General features: G+C 43.6%; 20 protein-coding genes and 1 pseudogene. 7 read left to right on the top strand and 14 right to left on the bottom strand.

Annotated features, from left to right (window positions below; all coding sequences use genetic code 11):
* On the bottom strand, positions 1-241 hold a 241-nt coding region (locus tag M0Q51_12190; GenBank protein MCK9400737.1), incomplete at its 3' end, for a phage integrase N-terminal SAM-like domain-containing protein.
* 385 nt (positions 242-626) lie between these two features.
* Here M0Q51_12190 and M0Q51_12185 point away from each other — a divergent pair.
* Positions 627-1,892 (top strand): DUF2851 family protein, encoded by a 1,266-nt coding sequence (locus M0Q51_12185; protein ID MCK9400736.1) that lies wholly within the window; start codon positions 627-629, stop codon positions 1,890-1,892.
* A 375-nt stretch (positions 1,893-2,267) separates the two neighbouring features.
* On the top strand, positions 2,268-2,801 hold the full coding sequence (locus M0Q51_12180; protein MCK9400735.1) for a transposase: 534 nt from the start codon (positions 2,268-2,270) through the stop codon (positions 2,799-2,801).
* Here the strand turns inward: M0Q51_12180 and M0Q51_12175 are convergent.
* The 4 genes from M0Q51_12175 to ruvX are packed head-to-tail and all read right to left on the bottom strand — an operon-like array spanning position 2,763 to position 4,676.
* Entirely contained in the window at positions 2,763-3,053 is a 291-nt protein-coding gene (locus M0Q51_12175; protein MCK9400734.1) for a hypothetical protein, read from the bottom strand. The genes M0Q51_12180 and M0Q51_12175 overlap by 39 nt on opposite strands.
* Before the next feature lie 28 nt (positions 3,054-3,081).
* Positions 3,082-3,621 (bottom strand): tetratricopeptide repeat protein, encoded by a 540-nt coding sequence (locus M0Q51_12170; protein MCK9400733.1) that lies wholly within the window; start codon positions 3,619-3,621, stop codon positions 3,082-3,084.
* A 38-nt stretch (positions 3,622-3,659) separates the two neighbouring features.
* Positions 3,660-4,238 carry a peptide deformylase gene (gene def, locus M0Q51_12165; GenBank protein ID MCK9400732.1) on the bottom strand — a complete coding sequence of 193 codons (579 nt, stop codon included), beginning with the start codon at positions 4,236-4,238 and terminating at the stop codon, positions 3,660-3,662.
* Positions 4,239-4,676 carry a Holliday junction resolvase RuvX gene (gene ruvX, locus M0Q51_12160; GenBank protein ID MCK9400731.1) on the bottom strand — a complete coding sequence of 146 codons (438 nt, stop codon included), beginning with the start codon at positions 4,674-4,676 and terminating at the stop codon, positions 4,239-4,241. It lies immediately after the preceding gene.
* 73 nt (positions 4,677-4,749) lie between these two features.
* Here ruvX and M0Q51_12155 point away from each other — a divergent pair, with 73 nt between their 5' ends.
* Entirely contained in the window at positions 4,750-5,568 is an 819-nt protein-coding gene (locus M0Q51_12155) for a 2,3,4,5-tetrahydropyridine-2,6-dicarboxylate N-succinyltransferase (GenBank protein ID MCK9400730.1), read from the top strand.
* Here the strand turns inward: M0Q51_12155 and coaE are convergent.
* From coaE to M0Q51_12130, 5 genes are read right to left on the bottom strand one after another with little or no spacing between them, the layout of a single operon-like run.
* On the bottom strand, positions 5,559-6,173 hold the full coding sequence (gene coaE, locus M0Q51_12150) for a dephospho-CoA kinase (GenBank protein MCK9400729.1): 615 nt from the start codon (positions 6,171-6,173) through the stop codon (positions 5,559-5,561). The genes M0Q51_12155 and coaE overlap by 10 nt on opposite strands.
* Entirely contained in the window at positions 6,173-7,171 is a 999-nt protein-coding gene (locus M0Q51_12145) for a hypothetical protein (protein ID MCK9400728.1), read from the bottom strand. Before M0Q51_12145 ends, coaE begins: the two co-directional genes overlap by 1 nt.
* Before the next feature lie 54 nt (positions 7,172-7,225).
* Positions 7,226-7,564 (bottom strand): preprotein translocase subunit YajC, encoded by a 339-nt coding sequence (gene yajC, locus M0Q51_12140; GenBank protein MCK9400727.1) that lies wholly within the window; start codon positions 7,562-7,564, stop codon positions 7,226-7,228.
* 60 nt (positions 7,565-7,624) lie between these two features.
* Positions 7,625-8,080: a DUF1573 domain-containing protein gene (locus tag M0Q51_12135; protein ID MCK9400726.1), complete on the bottom strand. Its 456-nt coding sequence runs from the start codon at positions 8,078-8,080 to the stop codon at positions 7,625-7,627.
* A 17-nt stretch (positions 8,081-8,097) separates the two neighbouring features.
* The gene (locus tag M0Q51_12130) at positions 8,098-9,165 is read right to left on the bottom strand and encodes a gliding motility-associated C-terminal domain-containing protein (protein MCK9400725.1); all 1,068 of its coding nucleotides are present in this window, start codon (positions 9,163-9,165) and stop codon (positions 8,098-8,100) included.
* A 269-nt stretch (positions 9,166-9,434) separates the two neighbouring features.
* Here M0Q51_12130 and M0Q51_12125 point away from each other — a divergent pair.
* Positions 9,435-11,576: pseudogene (locus M0Q51_12125) on the top strand (AAA family ATPase).
* Between the two features lie 16 nt (positions 11,577-11,592).
* Here the strand turns inward: M0Q51_12125 and M0Q51_12120 are convergent.
* A complete protein-coding gene (locus tag M0Q51_12120; GenBank protein MCK9400724.1) occupies positions 11,593-11,775 on the bottom strand; it encodes a hypothetical protein in 183 nt (60 codons plus the stop codon).
* Between the two features lie 31 nt (positions 11,776-11,806).
* Between M0Q51_12120 and M0Q51_12115 the strand changes: the two genes are divergently transcribed.
* Both M0Q51_12115 and M0Q51_12110 read left to right on the top strand, forming a co-directional pair.
* The gene (locus M0Q51_12115) at positions 11,807-14,224 is read left to right on the top strand and encodes a M1 family metallopeptidase (protein MCK9400723.1); all 2,418 of its coding nucleotides are present in this window, start codon (positions 11,807-11,809) and stop codon (positions 14,222-14,224) included.
* A 68-nt stretch (positions 14,225-14,292) separates the two neighbouring features.
* Complete coding sequence (locus tag M0Q51_12110) at positions 14,293-15,348, top strand: WG repeat-containing protein (GenBank protein MCK9400722.1); 1,056 nt, start codon at positions 14,293-14,295, stop codon at positions 15,346-15,348.
* On the opposite strand, the gene ychF is transcribed toward M0Q51_12110, so the two are convergent.
* The 3 genes from ychF to M0Q51_12095 all read right to left on the bottom strand — a co-directional run bounded on the left by ychF (position 15,338) and on the right by M0Q51_12095 (position 17,549).
* Positions 15,338-16,423, bottom strand: coding sequence for a redox-regulated ATPase YchF (gene ychF / locus M0Q51_12105; protein ID MCK9400721.1), 1,086 nt, complete (start codon positions 16,421-16,423; stop codon positions 15,338-15,340). The genes M0Q51_12110 and ychF overlap by 11 nt on opposite strands.
* Before the next feature lie 133 nt (positions 16,424-16,556).
* The gene (locus tag M0Q51_12100; protein MCK9400720.1) at positions 16,557-17,243 is read right to left on the bottom strand and encodes a response regulator; all 687 of its coding nucleotides are present in this window, start codon (positions 17,241-17,243) and stop codon (positions 16,557-16,559) included.
* A 105-nt stretch (positions 17,244-17,348) separates the two neighbouring features.
* A complete protein-coding gene (locus M0Q51_12095; protein MCK9400719.1) occupies positions 17,349-17,549 on the bottom strand; it encodes a hypothetical protein in 201 nt (66 codons plus the stop codon).
* 630 nt (positions 17,550-18,179) lie between these two features.
* On the opposite strand from M0Q51_12095, the gene rpsA reads away from it, so the two are divergent.
* Positions 18,180-20,183 (top strand): 30S ribosomal protein S1, encoded by a 2,004-nt coding sequence (gene rpsA, locus M0Q51_12090; GenBank protein ID MCK9400718.1) that lies wholly within the window; start codon positions 18,180-18,182, stop codon positions 20,181-20,183.
* Positions 20,184-20,188: the final 5 nt, after the last annotated feature.

Below are 20,188 nucleotides of genomic sequence, written 5' to 3'. Positions count from 1 at the left end.
ACACCTCACAAAAAAGAATTTTAACAGCGCTGATGGTCGAATTCATCCATGATTTACTTAGTTTCTTCCCTGTGATGTTAAGCAAGATGTAATCCCGGATTTGATCAACCGTAAGCAGGTCCGCAGGTGTATTGTAAAATGATGCAATTTGCGCGATGTTACTCACATACGTTTTGATGGTTACCGGACTGTAACCTTTCAGCTGCATCTGCTGAATCAGTTGTTTTCGTAAAGTACTCATAGCAATATGTTTTAAGGTTTAACATATTGCCTTATACGAAATATCCTGAAACAGAGAGAAATGCTTGAAAGACCACCGCCAGCGGCGGTTTAGTTCAACTACCTTATACCCGCTATTCCTGCAGTCCTATTTACATAACAATAGGCATGTGGATAGGCGATAAAGTGTAGCGTTGTAACTCATTGATATGACTATTGCTATCCTCGTAAAGATACGGATTTTTATTTGATTTACAAAATGATCGTTTTTTCTTTGTCGATTATCTGAATATCTGCTGATCGCTGATCGATGGAAGAACCAGCTCATCACTTGAAAAAAATAAAAAAATAAAATTTTACCGGGTATAAAACAACCATTTTCCGGATAAACATAGAAAAGACTTTTTATGACAGAAGATTTTTTACACTTTATCTGGAAATTCAAGCTGGCGGGCAGGCATTTCCATACATCAGAAGGGGAGAACCTCCTGATAGTCAGAACCGGGGAACATAACCATGATTCTGGGCCTGATTTTGAGGGCGCACAGGTAAGGCTGGGCGAAACTCTATGGGCCGGAAATGTCGAAATCCACATCCGCTCATCCGACTGGATCAGGCATAAGCATAACCATGATGAGGCCTATGATAATGTGATCCTGCATGTGGTTTTTGAAGATGACCTGACAATTAAACGCGGGAATGGAGAACGGATGCCGACACTGGCGCTGAAAGATGTTTTTCCTCCTGATGTCTATGAGACCTATAATTATTTTCTCAACAACCACCTCTGGATTCCCTGTGCCATGCGCCTGCCTGAAGTCAGGGACGTGGTAATTAACGATTGGCTGACGGCTCTTTCCGTTACAAGGTTGGAGAGGAAATCGAAGGATCTGGAAAACTTACTTCAATTCACCGGTAACGACTGGAACCAGGCTTTTTTCCAGGCGCTGGCTTCTACGCTGGGTTTCCGCATCAACAAGCAGCCTTTTGAGCTGCTTGCCCGCCATACGCCGGTTCAGTGCCTTGAAAAGCACAGAGACCAGCTTTTACAGGTTGAAGCGCTGCTGTTTGGCCAGGCCGGCCTATTAGAGGGCAGATATAGGGGTGAGTACCCGAAGAAGCTGAAGAAGGAATATCAGCATTTGAAGAACAAGTTTTCGCTTAAACCGATTTCCGGCCACCTTTGGAAATTCATGCGTCTGCGTCCGAATAATTTCCCAACGATCCGACTGGCTCAGCTTGCCATGATGATCCACCTGCGATCTAACCTTTTCAGCGAGATAATTGAGAATGCCGGATATGATAAAATGATCGGGTTTTTTACTGTCGGGGTCAGTGAATACTGGAAAGATCATTATTATTTTGACCGGCAGTCGAAAAACATAGGAAAATCAATATCACCATCAACGGTCGAATTGATCATGATCAATAATGTCATACCTTTTTTATTCGTTTACGGTAAATTGAAAGGCCAGGTACACTACCAGGATCAGGCATTTGCGCTGCTCGATTCAATTCCGGCCGAGTCAAACTCCATTGTCAGGAAATTTGCAGAATTCGGGTTGGAGCCTTCATCGGCATCACAGTCGCAAGCCTTGCTGGAGTTGAAAACAAACTATTGTGATCAGAAAAAATGTTTGGAATGCAGGATTGGTTTGGATTTGATAAAGTGAAGAGCCAATATCGTACTCCGACGGGTAAATCCGTCGGTTCAAACTGGTCGTTTTCTCACTCCGACGGGTAAATCCGTCGATTCAAACTGGTTGTTTTCACACTCCGACGGGTAAATCCGTCGGTTCAAACTGGTCGTTTTCTCACTCCGACGGGTAAATCCGTCGGTTCAAACTGGTCGTTTTCTTACTCCGACGGGTAAATCCGTCGGTTCAAACTGGTCGTTTTCTTACTCCGACAGGTAAATCCGTCGGTTCAAACTGGTCGTTTTCTTACTCCGACGGGTAAATCCGTCGGTTCAAACTGGTCGTTTTCTTACTCCGACGGGTAAATCCGTCGGTTCAAACATTAATATAGAAAATTAAAAAAGTGACGAAATGAAGGACAGAATCGAATGTATTGCTTCACATATCGTATTCACTTTAAAGTATTCACGGTACGATTATCAAAGGATAAAAAGAATTAATCCAAAAGGGTACGTAGCAACAACTTTGCCTTATTTTGATGACAAAGAAGAAGATGCTATTATTGAAGAGCTGTGTAATGTAGCTGGTGAATTAAAGCTGGAATTGATTGCTTTCAACTTTTGTGGCGATCATGTTCATTGCATAGTATGTAGTGAAAGAGAATCTCTTTCGAAAATGATGCTACTCTGGAAAGGAAAAACATCTTATAATTATAATCGGCGCATTAATCTTTCATCAAAAGGTTCTTCTGCCAGAATCAAATCCACTTATCCTCAGGGTCTTTGGGCAAAAAGTTTTTATCAAAAAGTTCTTAGAAATGAAACCGAATTATGCAATGCCATCAACTACGTCGTTACAAATAGAAAGAAACACGGGTTAAAGCCATTATCCCAAAAATCTTCGCAATTAATTCGAAATGCCACCAGGCATAATGAAAAAATATGAACCGATGGATTTACCCGTAGGAGCATAAACACGACCGGCTGAACCGACGGATTTACCCGTCGGAAGAAAATCCAAGCTTTGTATAGTGCTAATGATCAGAACCGATGGATTTACCCGTAGGAGCATAAACACGACCGGCTGAACCGACGGATTTACCCGTCGGAGCATGAACACGACCGGCTGAACCGATGGATTTACCCGTAGGAGCATAAACACGACCGGCTGAACCGACGGATTTACCCGTCGGAGCATGAACACGACCCGTCGGAAGAAATTGTTTCTATAAATGGAGTGTATCTTGTTGCTGATTGTTCTGCTCCTCGAATGATCTGATGAGTTCTTCCGGGCTTTTGCCCATATTTTTTATTGAAATAGCCGCATCATCCGCAAAGTCATGATTCGGGTATTTTTTCAGGAAAGATTCATAAATTTCCTTGGCTTTGCCATATTGCTCGAAATAGTTCTCATAAATATAACCAACCAGGAACAGGCATTCCGGGGCTTTTTTATAATCAGGATATTGATAAATGATGCGATTATACATATCAAGAGATTCCTTGCTCTTGCCGATATTCAGAGAAAGGTCGGCAGCGCTGTAAAGATAATCGGGCGCTTCAGGGCTTTCTTTATGGCTTTCAGCATAGCTGATATAAGCCTGGACCAGTTCATCTGCCATTTGCATACCTTTTTCGTCTAAGGTGAAATTCTCAGATCCGATCTTTTTCTCCAGCTCTTTAATCCTGGATTTCGGGTCCTGGCTGCATTGAACAGCGATCCCGGCTAAAATGATTAAAACGGGCAATAAACGAAGTAACTTCATAATGAATAAATTGAATGATATATTCAAAAAATAACATTTTACCTAACCTTAACCTTCTTCTTCTTTGCCGGGAAAATCATTTTGTAAGCTACTTCTATGTTTCCGGTGGAAATATCGTTCAGCCTTCTTTTCAGCAGTATTTTTCTGAGAGGGTTGATGCGGTCGACGAAAAGAATGGCTTCCAGGTGATCATATTCATGCTGGATGATGCGTGCAGGTATTCCCTCGTAAATTTCATCATAAGAGTTGAAAGCCCTGTCCTGGTATTTTATCCTGATCCTTGGTTTCCGCATCACATCCTCACGTATTTCCGGAACGCTGAGGCAACCTTCATTAAAACTCCATTCTTCTCCTGTTTCCTCAATGATGTGAGGGTTGATAAAGGCTTTTTTAAACCCTTTGAAATCAGGATTGTCTTTTTCATAAGGACTGGCATCGACAATAAACAACCGGATGGACTGGTTGACTTGTGGAGCAGCAAGGCCCACACCTTCTGACTGGTACATGGTTTCAAACATGTTTTCAATGAGTTCATCAATCCCGGGATGGCCGGGTTCAATTTCAGCGGCTATTTTCCGCAAAGTAGGATGACCATATGCAACGATAGGTAAGATCATTTAGCTGTTCTCCTGATTTTTTCGGATTGATTTGGAACTGAGATAAGATTGAAGGATGATGGTAGCGCTGATTGTATCCACCAGTTCTTTCCGCTGCCTGGCCTTTTTCTTTAACCCACCATCAATCATAGTTTGAAAAGCCATTTTTGAAGTAAATCTTTCATCCATCATTTCAACTGGTATCTCAGGAAATTCTTTTTTTAACCAGTTGACAAATGGCATGATGTACTGTAACGATTCTGAAGGCTGATTGTTCATTTGCCGGGGCTCTCCGACCACAAATGCATCGATTTTTTCCTGTTTCACGTATGACCTGAGAAAAGCCATGATCTCGTGGGCGGGCACTGTAGTCAGGCCGTTAGCGATGAGTTGCAATTCATCGGTAACCGCAATACCTACTCTTTTCCTGCCATAATCAATGGCCATGATGCGTCCCATGTGTATTTTCCAATTTTTGACGGGTGCAAAAATACGAAGAAGTTGATTACCTTTGAATGGTAAACTTTAGGATATGGATGGGCAGATCATTCGATTAATTGAAGAAGCCTGGGAAAACCGGGATTTATTGGCAGGAGGACAAACCCGTGGGGCTATTGAAGAGGTTATCAGCTTGCTGGATAATGGAAAAATCAGGGTGGCAGAGCCTACAGACGGAGGATGGATGGTGAATGAGTGGGTTAAGAAGGCGGTAATTTTGTATTTCCCTATGCGAAAGATGGAAGTGACGGAAGTCGGGCCACTGGAATTTCATGATAAAATCCCCTTAAAAAAAGGTTACCAGGAAATTGGAGTCCGTGTGGTGCCGCATGCTGTTGCCAGGTATGGGTCTTATCTGGCGCGGGGCGTCATCCTTATGCCATCGTATGTTAATATCGGGGCTTACATTGATGAGGGGACCATGGTCGATACATGGGCAACTGTCGGATCATGTGCTCAGATAGGAAAAAATGTCCACCTGAGCGGGGGAGTTGGCATCGGGGGTATGCTGGAGCCTGTTCAGGCGTTGCCTGTGATTATTGAAGATGATTGTTTTATCGGATCCCGATGCATCGTGGTGGAAGGAGTTAAGGTGGAAAGGGAAGCAGTGCTTGGCGCAGGGGTTATCCTCACCGGTTCAACACGGATCATTGATGTGACGGCCGCAAAGCCGGTGGAAATTAAAGGTTTGGTGCCTGCCCGCAGCATCGTGATCCCCGGAACCTATCCAAAAGCGTTTCCTGCCGGCATTTACCAAGTGCCTTGCGCACTGATCATCGGAAAAAGGAATGCGTCGACTGATTTAAAAACATCATTAAATGAAGCACTCAGAACTTACCAGGTTCAGGTTTGATTAAATACCGATGTCAATTTTGAATTTTGAATTATTTTATTATGTACCTCTAAGACTTGCCTTATCACCATAGTAGATTCATCATTCCTGATCACATAATCAGACAGGGCAATTTTTTTTCCCTCATCCCATTGATTAGTCATTCTTCTTTCAACCTCTTGGCGTGTAAGATGGTCGCGGTCCATTACGCGTTTGATCCTGAGCTGTTCCGGTGCGGTTACGCAGATAACCTTATCCATCTCCCTGTAATGACCGCTTTCAAAAAGTATGGCTGCTTCATAAAGTGTGTATGCAACCCTGGCATTTTGCAGGCACCATTGCTGATAATCTTTACGCACCCCGGGGTGTATGATCTTATTTAACTGATCAAGCAGAGCCGGATCATTAAAAACGATTTCAGCAAGAACAGGCTTCAGCACTTCCCCGGATGATGCAAAAACCCCCGTGCCAAATTTCTCCCTGATGCTTTTCCTGATCTTTTTATCATCAAACTGCTTTTTTGCTTCAAGGTCAGCATGAAAAACAGGAACACCCAACATGCTGAAAACCTGGGCGATGATGGTTTTTCCGCTTCCAATATTACCGGTCAGTCCAACTTTTAACATTATTTTACGATGATAAATTCCACCTTTTCAGGCTCTATCTTATTAATCCGGATAAAAGAAGGATAGCTGTCAAGGTTTACTTTTATTTTATCCTTTTCAGCCAGGTTCACTTTTGAAATATCTGCAATGGCAAATATCATCCCGGGCTCAATTTTCGGATAATCCTTTAAAGCCACGGTATAAAAAACCCTTACTTTATCCGGGAATGTTTTGACCTCTAATCCATTGGTATTTATTATTTTTACCGGGACTTCCGTTTCGGCTTCTGTGAACTTTTCAACGGGAATGCTAAAGCTGACCTTGTCCGGGTAGAACGACAGGTTCTGACTTGTTGTATCCCTTGAAAAGCCTTTTTCTCCCGTGAAATTCTGATTCAGTTGATCCAGTTTGATTACACCCAGTGAAGCGGAATCGAGGTAATTGATTTTCGTTTCGGGGCCTTTTACGATGACACAATCCGGGCTAAAGACTGCGGGGCCATATCGCATAAACTCCTTCTCGAAAGTAAGGTCAAAACTGGCTTTAACAGGGACCTTCCTCGTTTTTTCGGTTTCAAAGGATAGGTATATGGTGTCCGGGCTGATGGAAATGATCTTCCCAAGAAGGTTCTGTTCTCTTTCTATTCCATTGATCAACAGGGAAGGGGTGATGATTCCCTGATAAACCTCCCCTTTTGGATAAACTGGTAGAAATCTCAGGCTGATCGCTGCCGGTGTGATCTCCTGAATATAAAGCATCCTTAAAAGATTGGACCCTTTTTCAAGAATTTCAACTTGCAGGACAGTATCAGAAGCAAAGGTCAGGACTTTGTTTTTAGGTATTTGCGTGAATGTGACCGGTATTTTAATTACCGTATCATATTCATCCGATAATTTGATAGTGAACCAAATTATTACAGAGATAACAAGGCAAACCAGGAAAATGGAAAGCCTTTGACGGAATTTCTCATCCTTTTTTCCAAAAAATGACCTTACTAAATCTATAAAGCTGAGCTTCAAGAGCTTAAAGATTAACTGTAATTAGAGATACCAGATGATGGTTTCCCCTGCCGATTATTTATTCTGCCCCAACTGGGTTGATGTATCCAGTGCTATGGCTGATTTTTCAAAGGTAAGCTTCATCTGGTTACCAACTTCCAGGACAACAGTGGTTTCATCAATTTCAGCGATTTTTCCATGAATACCGCCGATAGTGATCACTTTGTCTCCTTTTTTAAGTGATTCCCTGAATTTTTTCTGGTCCTTACTCTTTTTCATCTGTGGCCGGATGAAGAATAAGTAAAACACAAGGATAATCAGCACCAGCGGAAGAAATGAAATTAGGCTGCTGCTGCCGGAGCCTTCCTTGCCCTGCGCGGGAGCAAAAAGTAAAATGTAATTTAAATTCATCATGATTGGTTATTTGTTAGTTGTTATTTGTTATTGGTTATTAGTCATTGGTTAATGCTATTGTCATTGATTTTCTGGTATTATAACGATTGCTTTAATGGTAAGGGTTGTGTTACTGGGTTGAGTATTCGCTGCTATAGTGAGGTCTTTGTTTTGGAACCCTTGTTTGCCCGAACTGTTAAAGCTTACTTCAATAATCCCTTCTTCCCCTGGCTTGACCGGGGTCCTGGGATAATCGCTGGCTGTGCAACCGCATGTAGCACTGACGTTGGCAATGACCAGGTCGGCATTTCCGGTGTTTTTAAACTTGAAGGAATAGCTGACAACTTCACCCTGTATGACTTTGCCAAAATCATGTTCAACCTGAGCGAATTCCATGACAGGAAGCTGGGACTTACCGCTGTTCCCGCTGGCCGAATTAGGAATGTTAACTACGCTGGCAGGTACCTGTGTCCTGTCGTGAGAGCAGGATATCAATGCGGCAAGGCTTAACAGGACCAACAACCTGATTGTTTTCATTTCTAAATAATTTTCGGTTAATATTTACTTCCATAGATTGAAACAGACCCCCTGAAAATATCTTCCTTCCAGTATCCCTGGCATTTTAATATATAAAAATAAACACCATCAGGAAGTTTACCGCCATCCCAACTGCCGGAATAATTGGCTTCTTCGAAGACCTTTTCGCCCCAGCGGTTATAAACGATAAACTGGTTGGAAATGTAACGATCAAGGTAAGGAATTTCATATTTGTCGTTAACCCCGTCACCATTAGGGGTGAATACATTGTAAACTTTAAGCTTGAATGGTTGAACATCAACCGCAATGATGATCGTGTCAATGCAACCGTCTATTGTTGTGTATATAAACAGCACGGAGTCTGTTTCATTAAATACATAATTTGGATTAAGAAGATTAGTCGTTGAGCTGTCAGGAAAAACCCATACCCAGTTGGTTAGCGGAATGGAATCGGCCGATTTGTTCTCAAACGAAAATGAAGCTTGCGGGTTGGTTTCAAAAAGAGAATCCGGACTAATGGTAACCTCAACCTCCGGCATGCTATATGGTTTAACCAGGAAAGCTGTATCAAATATGCATACAGTGTCTTCTACCCTGATGTTGTAGCTTTGATCGCTGCACAATCCAAGTGCCAGCGTTGAATCGTTGGGCTCTACCACTGCGCTCCACAAATAGTGATAAGGGGGAAAGCCTCCGGAAGCACTTGCAATAACCTGTGCCTTGCATTCATCAGGGCAGCCTTTGCTTAACTGTTCAAACTCAACGACTACTCTTGGATAGATGCTGATAGTAGCCGTGTCTGAGCAATGGAATGTGCTGTCATCGTTGTAAACATTCAGGATATAGGTGATGGTGTCTTTTACTAAAACTTCAATTATAACACCCGTTTCTCCGTTCGGCTCCCATGAATAATTCAATGTATCTGAGAACTGGGTATACAGGTAAATACTCTGTCCATAGCAAACCGTAGTGTCACCTGGATAAATTGTGCAATCAAACTGGGCATGCAGATGTGAACCTGCTATAACAAGTACGCATAATGCGATTTTTCTGAGCATCCGGATGTATCTTGGAGTTGCCTTCATGCAGGGTGCAAATTTAAGGAATTTTTGTTTTCATTTTATGATGATCATCTACCTTTCATCCTGGTCAAAATCCTAATCTATTAAGAATAAAGGCCTTTTCGTGAAAATATTGTTTAAAACAGAAAATATCATCATAACGCATTTTCTCCCTAATTCACCTGACATAATTTCAGAATCAAAGAATTAATTCCGAATGGTACACAAATTGTTTCACACTGATCAGCTTTTAATAAAAGAGTAATTGTATGAATTCCAATAATAACAACCATTCGTCCGAAGAGACTTACAAAGCACTTAACCGTTTTGCCCGTAATTTAAACGATCTGGCCCGGAAAGGGAAGCTGGACCCGGTAATTGGAAGGAATGACGAGATCAGGCGTGTTTTAAACATCTTGTCCCGGCGTACCAAGAATAACCCTATCCTGATCGGCGAGCCTGGCACCGGGAAAACGGCTATTGCAGAAGGTTTAGCTCACCGGATCGTAAATGGGGACGTGCCGGAAAATCTTAAATCAAAGCAGGTCTTTTCATTGGATATGGGTTCCCTGATTGCCGGGGCAAAGTATAAGGGAGAATTTGAGGAAAGACTTAAAAGCGTGGTGAAGGAAGTTGTCGAGTCGGATGGAGAAGTCATTCTGTTCATTGATGAGATTCATACCCTTGTAGGTGCAGGTGGTGGTGAAGGGGCCATGGATGCTGCCAACATTCTTAAACCGGCCCTGGCCAGGGGAGAGCTGAGGGCCATCGGCGCTACCACACTGAAGGAATACCAGAAATTTTTTGAGAAAGACAAAGCCCTTGAGCGTAGATTCCAGATCGTGATGGTGGATGAGCCTGATACCCAATCTGCTATTTCAATCCTCCGGGGTTTGAAAGAAAGATATGAAACCCATCATCATGTCAGGATAAAGGATGAAGCGATCATTGCGGCGGTGGAGCTATCACAGCGTTATATCACCGACCGGTTTTTGCCCGACAAGGCCATTGACCTGATTGATGAAGCGGCAGCAAAGCTCCGGCTCGAAATCGATTCCTTACCCGAAGAACTCGAAGTGGCAGAAAGAAAGATCCGCCAGCTTGAAATTGAGCGTGAAGCGATAAAAAGGGAAAAAGACCAGGTTAAGCTGAATATGCTTTCCGGTGAGATCGCGAATCTGAATGAGCAGCGCAACCAGCTTCAGGCACAGTGGCGCTCTGAAAAAGAGATCGTAGAGAAGATACAGCAGCGTAAAAAGGAGATAGAGAATTATAAGTTTGAGGCCGAAAAGGCAGAGCGTGAAGGCAATTTTGGAAAAGTGGCCGAATTGCGCTACGGACGGATCCGGGAAGGTGAGGAAGACCTTGGATCACTCAAGAAAAAGCTCGAAGCGCTTCAGGGCAGCAAGCCTATGATCAATGAGGAGGTGGGAGCAGAGGAAATTGCCGACATCGTTTCAAAATGGACCGGCATCCCGGTCAGCAAGATGCTGCAGAGCGAAAGAGAAAAGTTGCTGCATCTTGAAGAAGAGCTGCATAAAAGGATTGTAGGCCAGGAGGAAGCCATCAGCGCCCTTGCCGATGCTATACGCCGCAGCCGTGCCGGTTTACAGGATGCCCGCCGGCCCATCGGATCCTTTATTTTCCTGGGTACCACCGGCGTGGGAAAAACCGAACTGGCTAAGGCCCTTGCCGAATACCTCTTCGATGATGAAAACGCCATGGTCCGGATCGACATGTCGGAATACCAGGAAAGGCACACCGTTTCAAGACTTATCGGGGCGCCTCCTGGTTACGTGGGTTATGAGGAAAGCGGCCAGTTGTCAGAAGCGGTTCGCCGTAAACCTTATTCAGTCATTCTGCTCGACGAGATTGAGAAAGCCCATCAGGATATTTTTAACATCCTCCTTCAGGTACTGGACGATGGACGGCTAACCGACAACAAAGGACGCACCGTGAATTTTAAAAACACCATCATCATTATGACATCAAACCTTGGCTCTCATTTGATCCAGGAGCGTTTTGAAAATATGACCGATGAAAATAAAGATGAAATCTGGCAGCAGACTCGCGAAGAGGTATTTAACCTGCTGAAAACGACTATCCGGCCGGAGTTCCTGAACCGGATCGATGACATTATTATGTTTAAGACTTTGACTAAGGAGGAGATTAAAGAAGTCGTGAGGTTGCAGTTCAGTCACCTGCAAAATCTGTTATCAATAAATGGCATTACGATGGAAATCACCGAAAATGCCGTTGATTGGATTGCAGGGCAGGGCTTTGATCCACAGTTCGGGGCACGGCCTGTAAAAAGGATCATCCAGCGAAATATCCTTAATGAACTTTCGAAGATGATCCTTAGTGGTTCTGTCAACCAGGAAAAACCGATCGTTGTAAGCTGTGAAACGGGAAAATTATTATTCAAAAACGCTTAAAAACCTGGTGTTTCAACTATTTATGCAGCATCACAATAACACCTGGCTGCATGATGAATTCATTGTAGATAGTTTTTTCATTACTGTCGCTGCTTCTTGAGTCTTCGTTTGAACTTTTATATTTATATGAATCATGGAGGAACCCTAGGAAAAGATCTGCTCCGGCAAAATCATTGAAGAAGTAAATTGCGCCTCCCAATTTTCTTTAATTTCGGTAAAAAATATCTTCAATGAAGCTTGCTTTCAAATCCCTTATCGTTCTGTTCTTTTATACCCAGGTTTGTGTTTCCCAGGACAAGACCGTTACTTATCTGTATGATGCAGGTGCCATCACCCAGGGAAAGATCATAGACATCATCCATTTAAAGGCAGAACTTAAAATCGATCCTTACGATACGCTCGTGACTGGCAACGTCACTTTTTCTTTTTTACCCATCAGGACAGAAACTGATTCCATCGTCTTCTGGGCACCGGACATCATATTCAGTGCAGTCCAAATTCCAGGAATCGATATATCTTACCAAAAAAGAGGAGACAACCTGGTCATAACTAATAATTCAAAAGAAAGATTAATCAAGGATAAAGAATATGAGATCAGGATGAACTATACCTCCAAACCCCTCTATGATTTGTTTTTAATAGGCTGGCAAGAGCCTGCATTAAGAGACAACAAACAAATCTGGGCTCACAGGCCTTTCCATTGGCTGCCTTTTTATAGCGACAGATTGACCGTCGACATGTTCATAACTTTTGACGGGAAATACCAGGTTTTTTCAAATGGGGTGAGGGAATCCGTGAAAACGAATAATGATGGCACAAAGACATGGCATTACAAGATGGTTAAAGAGCATCCTTTTTTTTCCACCGCTTTGGTGATCGGGGATTATAAATTCCTGGAAATGAAAACTACAGACGGTCTGCCGTTAGATCTCTGGTATTATTCATGGCAAGACGATCATGCGGAGCCGACTTACCGGTACACGGCACAAATGTTTGATTTTTTTAAAGAGGAATTTGGGCTGGCTTATCCTTACGAACTATACCGGGAGGCGCCTGTGGAGGATTATCTTTATGGAGCCATGGAGACCACGACCTCGACGGTGTTTGGCGACTACCTGGCGGTTGATGAACGGGCTTTTGACGGAAGAAATTACGTGAATGTCAACACCCATGAACTGGCACACCAATGGTTCGGGAACTGCATGTCGCACCAGAAATCCTGCGATGTCTGGCTGACCGAAAGCTTTGCAACTTATTATGCTAAACTTTTTGAACGAGAAGTTTTCGGAGAAGATTATTACCAATGGGTCCGGAACCAGGAGCTTGATGAAACGCTTGAAGCTTCAAAGAAAGACCAGTTCCCCGTTGGCCACAGCAGGGGAGGGCGTGCCCGCTGGTACCCTAAAGGATCGCTGATGCTTGATATGATGCGGGATGTGCTGGGTGAAGATGGTTTTAAAGCTGCTATCAAATATTACACAAATCATTACGCCTTCAGCGAGGTAGAAACTTCCGAATTCGTTGCTTCTGTTTATGAAGCCACCGGTCAGTCAATCGAATGGTTTTTTGACCAGTGGATTTACCATGGCGGCGAGCCCTATTATGAAGTAAACTGGCGCCAGGACAAATCGCCTGAAGGCACTGTCCAGGTTATTATCCAGGTCAGGCAGGCCCATCAGCGCAATGAGCTGACCGGATTATTCAGGATGCCCATCGTTTTTGAGGTTTTTTATGAAGATGGCAGTTCCGACCGGAAAACCCAATGGATAGATGAGGAATTCAGTGAAGTGGTCATCAGTAATCCGGCTGCAAAAACCATATCTTTCGTTTTGTTCGATCCGGGACGCAGGGTGCTTAAGACGGTTTCTTTCAGCAAGTCTTTTATTGAATGGGCAGCCCAGGCCATCAAGGCTCCGGGAATGATTGACCGGTATGATGCTCTGATCGCTTTGCGCGTTTTTCCTCTGAGCCAGAAAGAGACCACTCTTCTTGAATCTTGGAACAAAGAGACTTTCCACCTGACACGCACTGAAATATTAAAACAGCTTTTCATCGAAGATGGTAAATTTTATGATGAAATTTTATTACAGGCAATAAAGGATGATGATCCACTGGTGCGCCTGGCTGCTTTGGAGAATATTAAACAGGTACCTGAAAACCTGAAATCTGACGTGGAAAAATTGCTTACTGACAAATCTTACATCAATGTCGAAAAGGCATTGGATTTGCTTTGCCGTTCTTTCCCGGGAGATATTCCCCAGTACCTTGAAAAAACGAAAAATGAAACCGGCTGGAGAGGGAGGAACATCCGGATGAAATGGCTGGAAATAGCCATACAGGCTGGTCAGCGTGAATACCTTCGGGAACTGACCGACTATGCCGGTCCGCATTTTGAATTTGAAACCCGTATGAATGCTATCCAATTGTTAAAACGGCTGAATTACCTTGATAAGACTACTGCCTCGAACCTTATCGACGGCTATCTTTACTGGAATTATAAAGTGAGCAATGCGGCTAAGGAGGTGCTGGTATATTTTTATCAGCAGAATCGTTATAAAGAAATGATTGATGTTGCCGTTGCCGATTGCCGGTTTTCGAAGGATGAAAAGGATAAAATTGCAAAATTGTTGATGGGATCAAAACAATAACTTTGCAAAGGAACACAAAGTATAATTTATAGGATAATAACGTATTTGTTAACTTAAAAATCAACATTATGAAAAAGAAAATGACTTTTAGCATTATTTTGACCTTATTGTTAGGATATGCTGCTTTTGCACAAACCTATGTGGTCATGGTCAGGCCCGCGGGTGTCAAGGAATGGGGTTATGCCAATCTTAAGGGCGACCTTATCATTGAAGCTAAATACAAGAAGTGTATTGGGTTTTCTAATGATGGCCTTGCTGCCATATACGATGCGAAACTGAAGCAGTTTTTATTCATCAATTTAAAAGGAGAAACCTTAGAAACAGAAATTACAGGTTTTAAACTGATAGAAGTATTTGGATTTGGAATGAAGGGTTTTAATAATGGTTTTGCCCCGGTAAAACAGAATGAAAAGTGGGGATATCTGAATACTACCGGCAAATTAGCTATTCCAGCCAAATATGACAAGGTGACACCATTTAATAGTGGCTATGCTGCTGCTCAAAGGGACGGAAAATTCTTTGTGCTTGATAAAAATGGTGTTGAATCTCCCGTGGAGTTGCCAAACCTGGCAGATTTGAATGATTTCTCAGAACAACTGGCATCTTTTAAAACAGCAGGTGATTTGGTAGGATTTGTTGATGGTGGCGGGAAAGTTGCTATTCAGGCCCAATTTCAGAGTGCAGGGGATTTTCACGGAGGTATGGCGTGGGCAAAAAATAATGCGGAAAAAATAGGGTATATAAATCCAAAAGGGGATTGGATCCTTGAGCCACAGTATGAAGCAGGAAAAAACTTCAATCCGGAAAGCGGCCTGGCCCGCGTTAAAACGGGAGATAAATGGGCTTATGTAAATAAAGCAGGCGAGATCATCTATATGAATGATTCGGAAATTTTTGATGACTTTTCCGATGGGTTGGCAAGAGGAAGAAAAAATGATAAATTTGGTTTCTTCAACAATAAAGGAGAATGGGCCATTCCGCCACAATTTGATGGTGCGCGGGATTTTAAAAATGGTTATGCGTCAGTACAGTCAGGTGAAAAATGGGGAATCATAGATAAAACCGGAAAGTGGGTCGTTGAACCGAAATTTGAAGAAATCAAAGACGTGGAACTTATACGTTGAATCTGACGTGCATAATGTCTCCATCCTCTACGATGTAGTGTTTGCCTTCGATATGAAATTTCCCGGCTTCTTTCAGGGCATGTTCCGAGCCGTAGTGGATAAAATCGGTGTATTTCATCACTTCTGCCCGGATAAAGCCTCTTTCTAAATCGCTGTGGATGGTGCCGGCAGCCTGCTGTGCCGTTTCACCTTTGTGGATGGTCCAGGCCCTGACCTCTTTAGGGCCGGCGGTGAAGAATGATTGCAGGTTGAGCAGATGGTAAGCGGTTTGCACCAGGCGGTTCACCCCGGGCTCCATGAGGCCTGCATCTGCAAGGAAAGCTTTACGGTCTTCCGGATCGTCGAGTTCAGCGATTTCAGCTTCCAGTTTGCCCGCCACGATGAGGATCTCGGCATTTTCGTGAGCAATGGACTGCTTAAAAGCAGTCACGTATTCATTACCGCTGGCTGCCGAGGCATCATCTACATTACATACATACAAAACCGGCTTGGCTGTAAGTAAATACATATCGTTGATATGTTTTTTATCTTCTTCTGACATGACGAAAGTGCGGACATTCTGAAAATTTTCCAGGTGGCTCTTCACTTTATGCAGTATATCCAGGATATGCTTTGGCTCCCGCTCACCCGATTTGGCCATTTTTTCAACCCGGTTGATCTTCCGGTCAACCATATCGAGATCACGGATCTGCAATTCCAGGTCTACGATCTCACGGTCACGCACAGGATTGACCGATCCCTCGATATGGGGTACAGTATCATCATCAAAGCAGCGCAAAACATGGATGATAGCATCGGTTTGCTGGATATCGGCCAGAAACTTATTCCCGACTCCCTCGCCCTGGCTGCCACCTTTCGTCAGGCCGGGAATATCAACGATTTCCACTGTCGCGGGAACAATTTTGACGCTTTTAATGAACTTATCGATCTCGTAAAGCCTTTGATCGGGAACATGGATGGTGCCGATATTGGCTTTGGCCGCTCCGCCCGATTGGGCCCTGGCATTGGAAAAACAATTGAAAATGGTGGTTTTACCTACGAGCGAAAGCCCGACAATACCGCATTTTAGAGGCATATCCTTGAGGGTTGAATTGATATACAAATATAACTTTTTTTTAGTGAAACGGTGAAACGATGGAACGGTGGAATTGTAGAGCCGTTGCATGCAACGGCTCTACAATGACCAATGACCACTGAATGACTCAACCTTATTCCGCAATGAACCGGTAACCTATCCCGGATTCGGTGATGATAATTTCCGGATGGTTTGGATCATCTTCAATTTTTTTCCTGACCTGGGCGATGAAAACCCGAAGGTATTGTGATTGCTCGATATAGCCCGGGCCCCAGATTTCTTTCAGGATAAATTGATGGGTGAGGACTTTATTATGATTTCTGGCTAAAAGGGTCAGCAAAGAGTATTCTGTAAGCGTAAGTTTGACGGGCGTCTCATTTTTCACAACCGTCCTGCTGACAAGATCAATAGCCAGGTCATGCGTTTTGATTACCGTATCTCCCCCGGCATCTTTGACCAATCTCAGGGCATTACGAATCCTGGCAAGAAGTTCCCCTGTCCGGAAAGGCTTTACAAGGTAATCATTTGCTCCGTTATCCAATGCCCGGATGATCTCCTCTTCCGAATCCCTTACTGATAAAATGATGATGGGTGAAACATACCATTCCCTTAACCTGACCAGGATATTTTGCCCATCATCATCCGGCAATCCCAGGTCGAGCAGGATCAAGTCCGGCGGATGCATCGCTGCTGTCGTTATACCTTCTTTGCCGTTAATGGCTTCCAGTACATGGTAATTCGCCGAATTAAGGGTTATCTCGAGCAGTTTCCTGATCTGCCTTTCATCATCAATGATCAATATGGTGGCTTCATGGCTCATGTTCAGTATTTAAACGTGTTATATCGACGGGTATCCGGATCGTGAACAAAGCTCCCGAACAAAGTTAATGGAACTATTCATCTCTTTTGGAATGCAACCTTAAAATCAGGATTTTAAGATACTTTCCTTGTAATAGTTGATCAATCGTTGCAATTCCTTGATGCAATAATCATAAGCAAAGGCTTCGCCGGAAAGCAACATGGCAATTTGGTTGTTTGCTTCATCTGAGTCGCTTTTAAGTTCCCTGACAATGCCATCCCTGGCATCTTCGAGCCTGCTTATTAATTCTTCCAATAGTTTTTCCATAACAGTAATACATTATTGAAACCCGCTGATATTATGCCTGGTGTTAATGCTATTCCGGCTGCAAAAGTATTTATGGTTTCATTCATGTTTTATTAAACTTCCTGACCTTTATATTAAGATTTTATAAAGAGAAGATGTGGAATTCATGATTAATTTCCTATCTTTGCCGCCCATTTTAGAGGTTGTATATTAAACTATGCCACAGCCTTACAAATTTTGAATGTTAAACCCGTTTTGCGGAATGCCGGGGCATAGCAGCAGGAAACAAAACCCAATTTTTTTTTAATGACTGAAAAAGAACTCGAAGTTAACGACCAGACTGAAAATCTGGACCCTTCTGAAGTTGACGAAGTCCCCGAAGCTGTTGAAGCTGAAACCTCTCCTGAAGAAATTGTTCCTGAAACAGAAATCACAAGTGAAACCGAACCGGAAGTAGTTGAAGAAGCTCCGGAAGAAGCTCCCGAAGAACCTGCTGAAGTCCCTGAAGAACCTACTGTAGTCCCTGAAGAACCTGAGGAAGTTCCGTCCGAAGTTTTTCCCATTGAGGATGAGCCGGTTAAGGAAATTTTTGCCGAAGAAATTACCTGGAATGTTCCGCCAAAACCCAATCTCGATTTTGATTGGAATGCCATTGGCAAGAAACAGGATAAATATTCGGAAGATGAGCGGGTACGGCTGGAGAATATTTACGACAAAACCCTTAGCTCCATTGCAGAGCATGAAGTAATCGAAGGAACTGTCGTGGGCAAAAACAACCGTGAAATCGTTGTAAATATCGGTTTCAAATCCGATGGCGTGATCCCGGTGTCCGAAGTCAGGTACCTGACAGACATTAAAAATGGCGATAAGATCGATGTCTACGTGGAAAGCCAGGAAGATATGGGCGGACAGCTTGTTTTATCCCATAAGAAAGCCCGCATCCTGAAATCATGGGAGCGTGTCAATAATGCTTTTGAAAATGATGAGATCATTACCGGATATGTGAAATGCCGCACAAAAGGTGGTCTGATAGTCGATGTTTTTGGTATCGAGGCTTTCCTCCCCGGATCGCAGATCGATGTGAAACCAATCCGTGACTATGATATTTTCGTTGATAAGACCATGGAATTCAAGGTGGTGAAAATCAACCAGGAATATAAAAACGTTGTAGTTTCCCATAAAGCTCTTATCGAGGCCGAACTGGAGCTGCAGAAATCCGAGATCATGGCCAGGCTGGAAAAAGGCCAGGTTCTTGAAGGAACAGTCAAAAATATCACCTCTTACGGTGTGTTTATTGATCTGGGCGGCGTGGACGGACTCATCCACATCACTGACCTCTCCTGGGGCAGGATCAACCACCCGGAAGAAATAGTAGAACTTGACCAGAAGATCAAGGTTGTTATTCTTGATTTCGATGATGAGAAGAAACGTATAGCCCTTGGCTTGAAGCAGCTTATGCCGCATCCATGGGAATCACTGGATGAGAATATCAAGATTGGCGATAAAGTTAAAGGAAAAGTTGTGGTCATGGCTGATTATGGCGCATTTATCGAGATAGCGGCCGGCGTTGAAGGTCTGATCCATGTATCGGAAATGTCATGGTCACAGCATCTGCGGACAGCTCATGACTTCCTCAAAGTCGGCGACGAAGTGGATGCCATCATCCTGACCCTCGACCGTGAAGAGCGCAAGATGTCGCTCGGAATGAAGCAGCTTGTCCCGGACCCGTGGGAAAACATAGTCCAGAAATACCCCATCAACTCCAAGCACACTGCAACCGTCCGCAACTTCACCAACTTTGGTATTTTTGTCGAACTGGAAGAAGGCGTCGATGGCCTGATCCATATTTCCGACCTTTCCTGGTCGAAAAAGATCAAGCACCCGGCTGAATTCACCAAGATCGGTGAGCAGATCGAAGTTGTTGTACTCGATGTAGATACCGAAAATCGCCGGTTGAGCCTTGGGCACAAGCAGCTTGAAGAAAATCCGTGGGATGTGTTTGAATCGGTGTTTACTTTAGGCTCTGTTCACCAGGGTACCGTGGTAAGCTCGAACGATAAAGGTTTCATCGTCTCCCTGCCTTATGGCGTGGAAGGCTTTGTCCCGACACGTCATGCATCAAAAGCTGACAATACTACAGCCAAAATTGATGAGGCACTCGATTTCAAGGTTATCGAATTTTCGAAAGAAAACAAGAAGATTATCCTTTCCCATGCCCGCGTCCACCAGGATGAGGCCAGGGCTGACCGCGACAAAGAAGAAGGCAAGGCCAGGAAAGACCAGCGTTCTACCAAGCAAGCTGTCAAAAAAGTCCAGGATAATGTCGAAAAGACCACTCTTGGTGATCTCGAAGCACTTGTTACCCTGAAAACTGATATGGAAAAGCAGGAGAAACAGGATAAAAAGGATAAGCTCGATAAGCTGGATAAGAAGGACAAGCAGGAGAAACTTGAGAAGCAGGATAAGCTTGAGGAGCAGGAAAAACTAGAGAAGGTGGAGAAACCTGAGAAGGTAGAGAAACCTGAGAAGGTGGAGAAAAAAGATAAGGTTAAAGCTAAGGCGAAAGCAGAAGCTGAACCAAAATCTGAAGCTGAACCCGAACCCGAACCAAAATCCAAGGCTGAGGCGGAATCCGAACAGCAAGACGAAATCTAATCTTT

The organism is Bacteroidales bacterium, from assembly GCA_023229505.1.
Lineage (GTDB): Bacteria > Bacteroidota > Bacteroidia > Bacteroidales > JAGOPY01 > JAGOPY01.
Note: the sequence above shows the minus strand (reverse complement) of the source record. Positions and strands in the feature narration are given on the sequence as shown.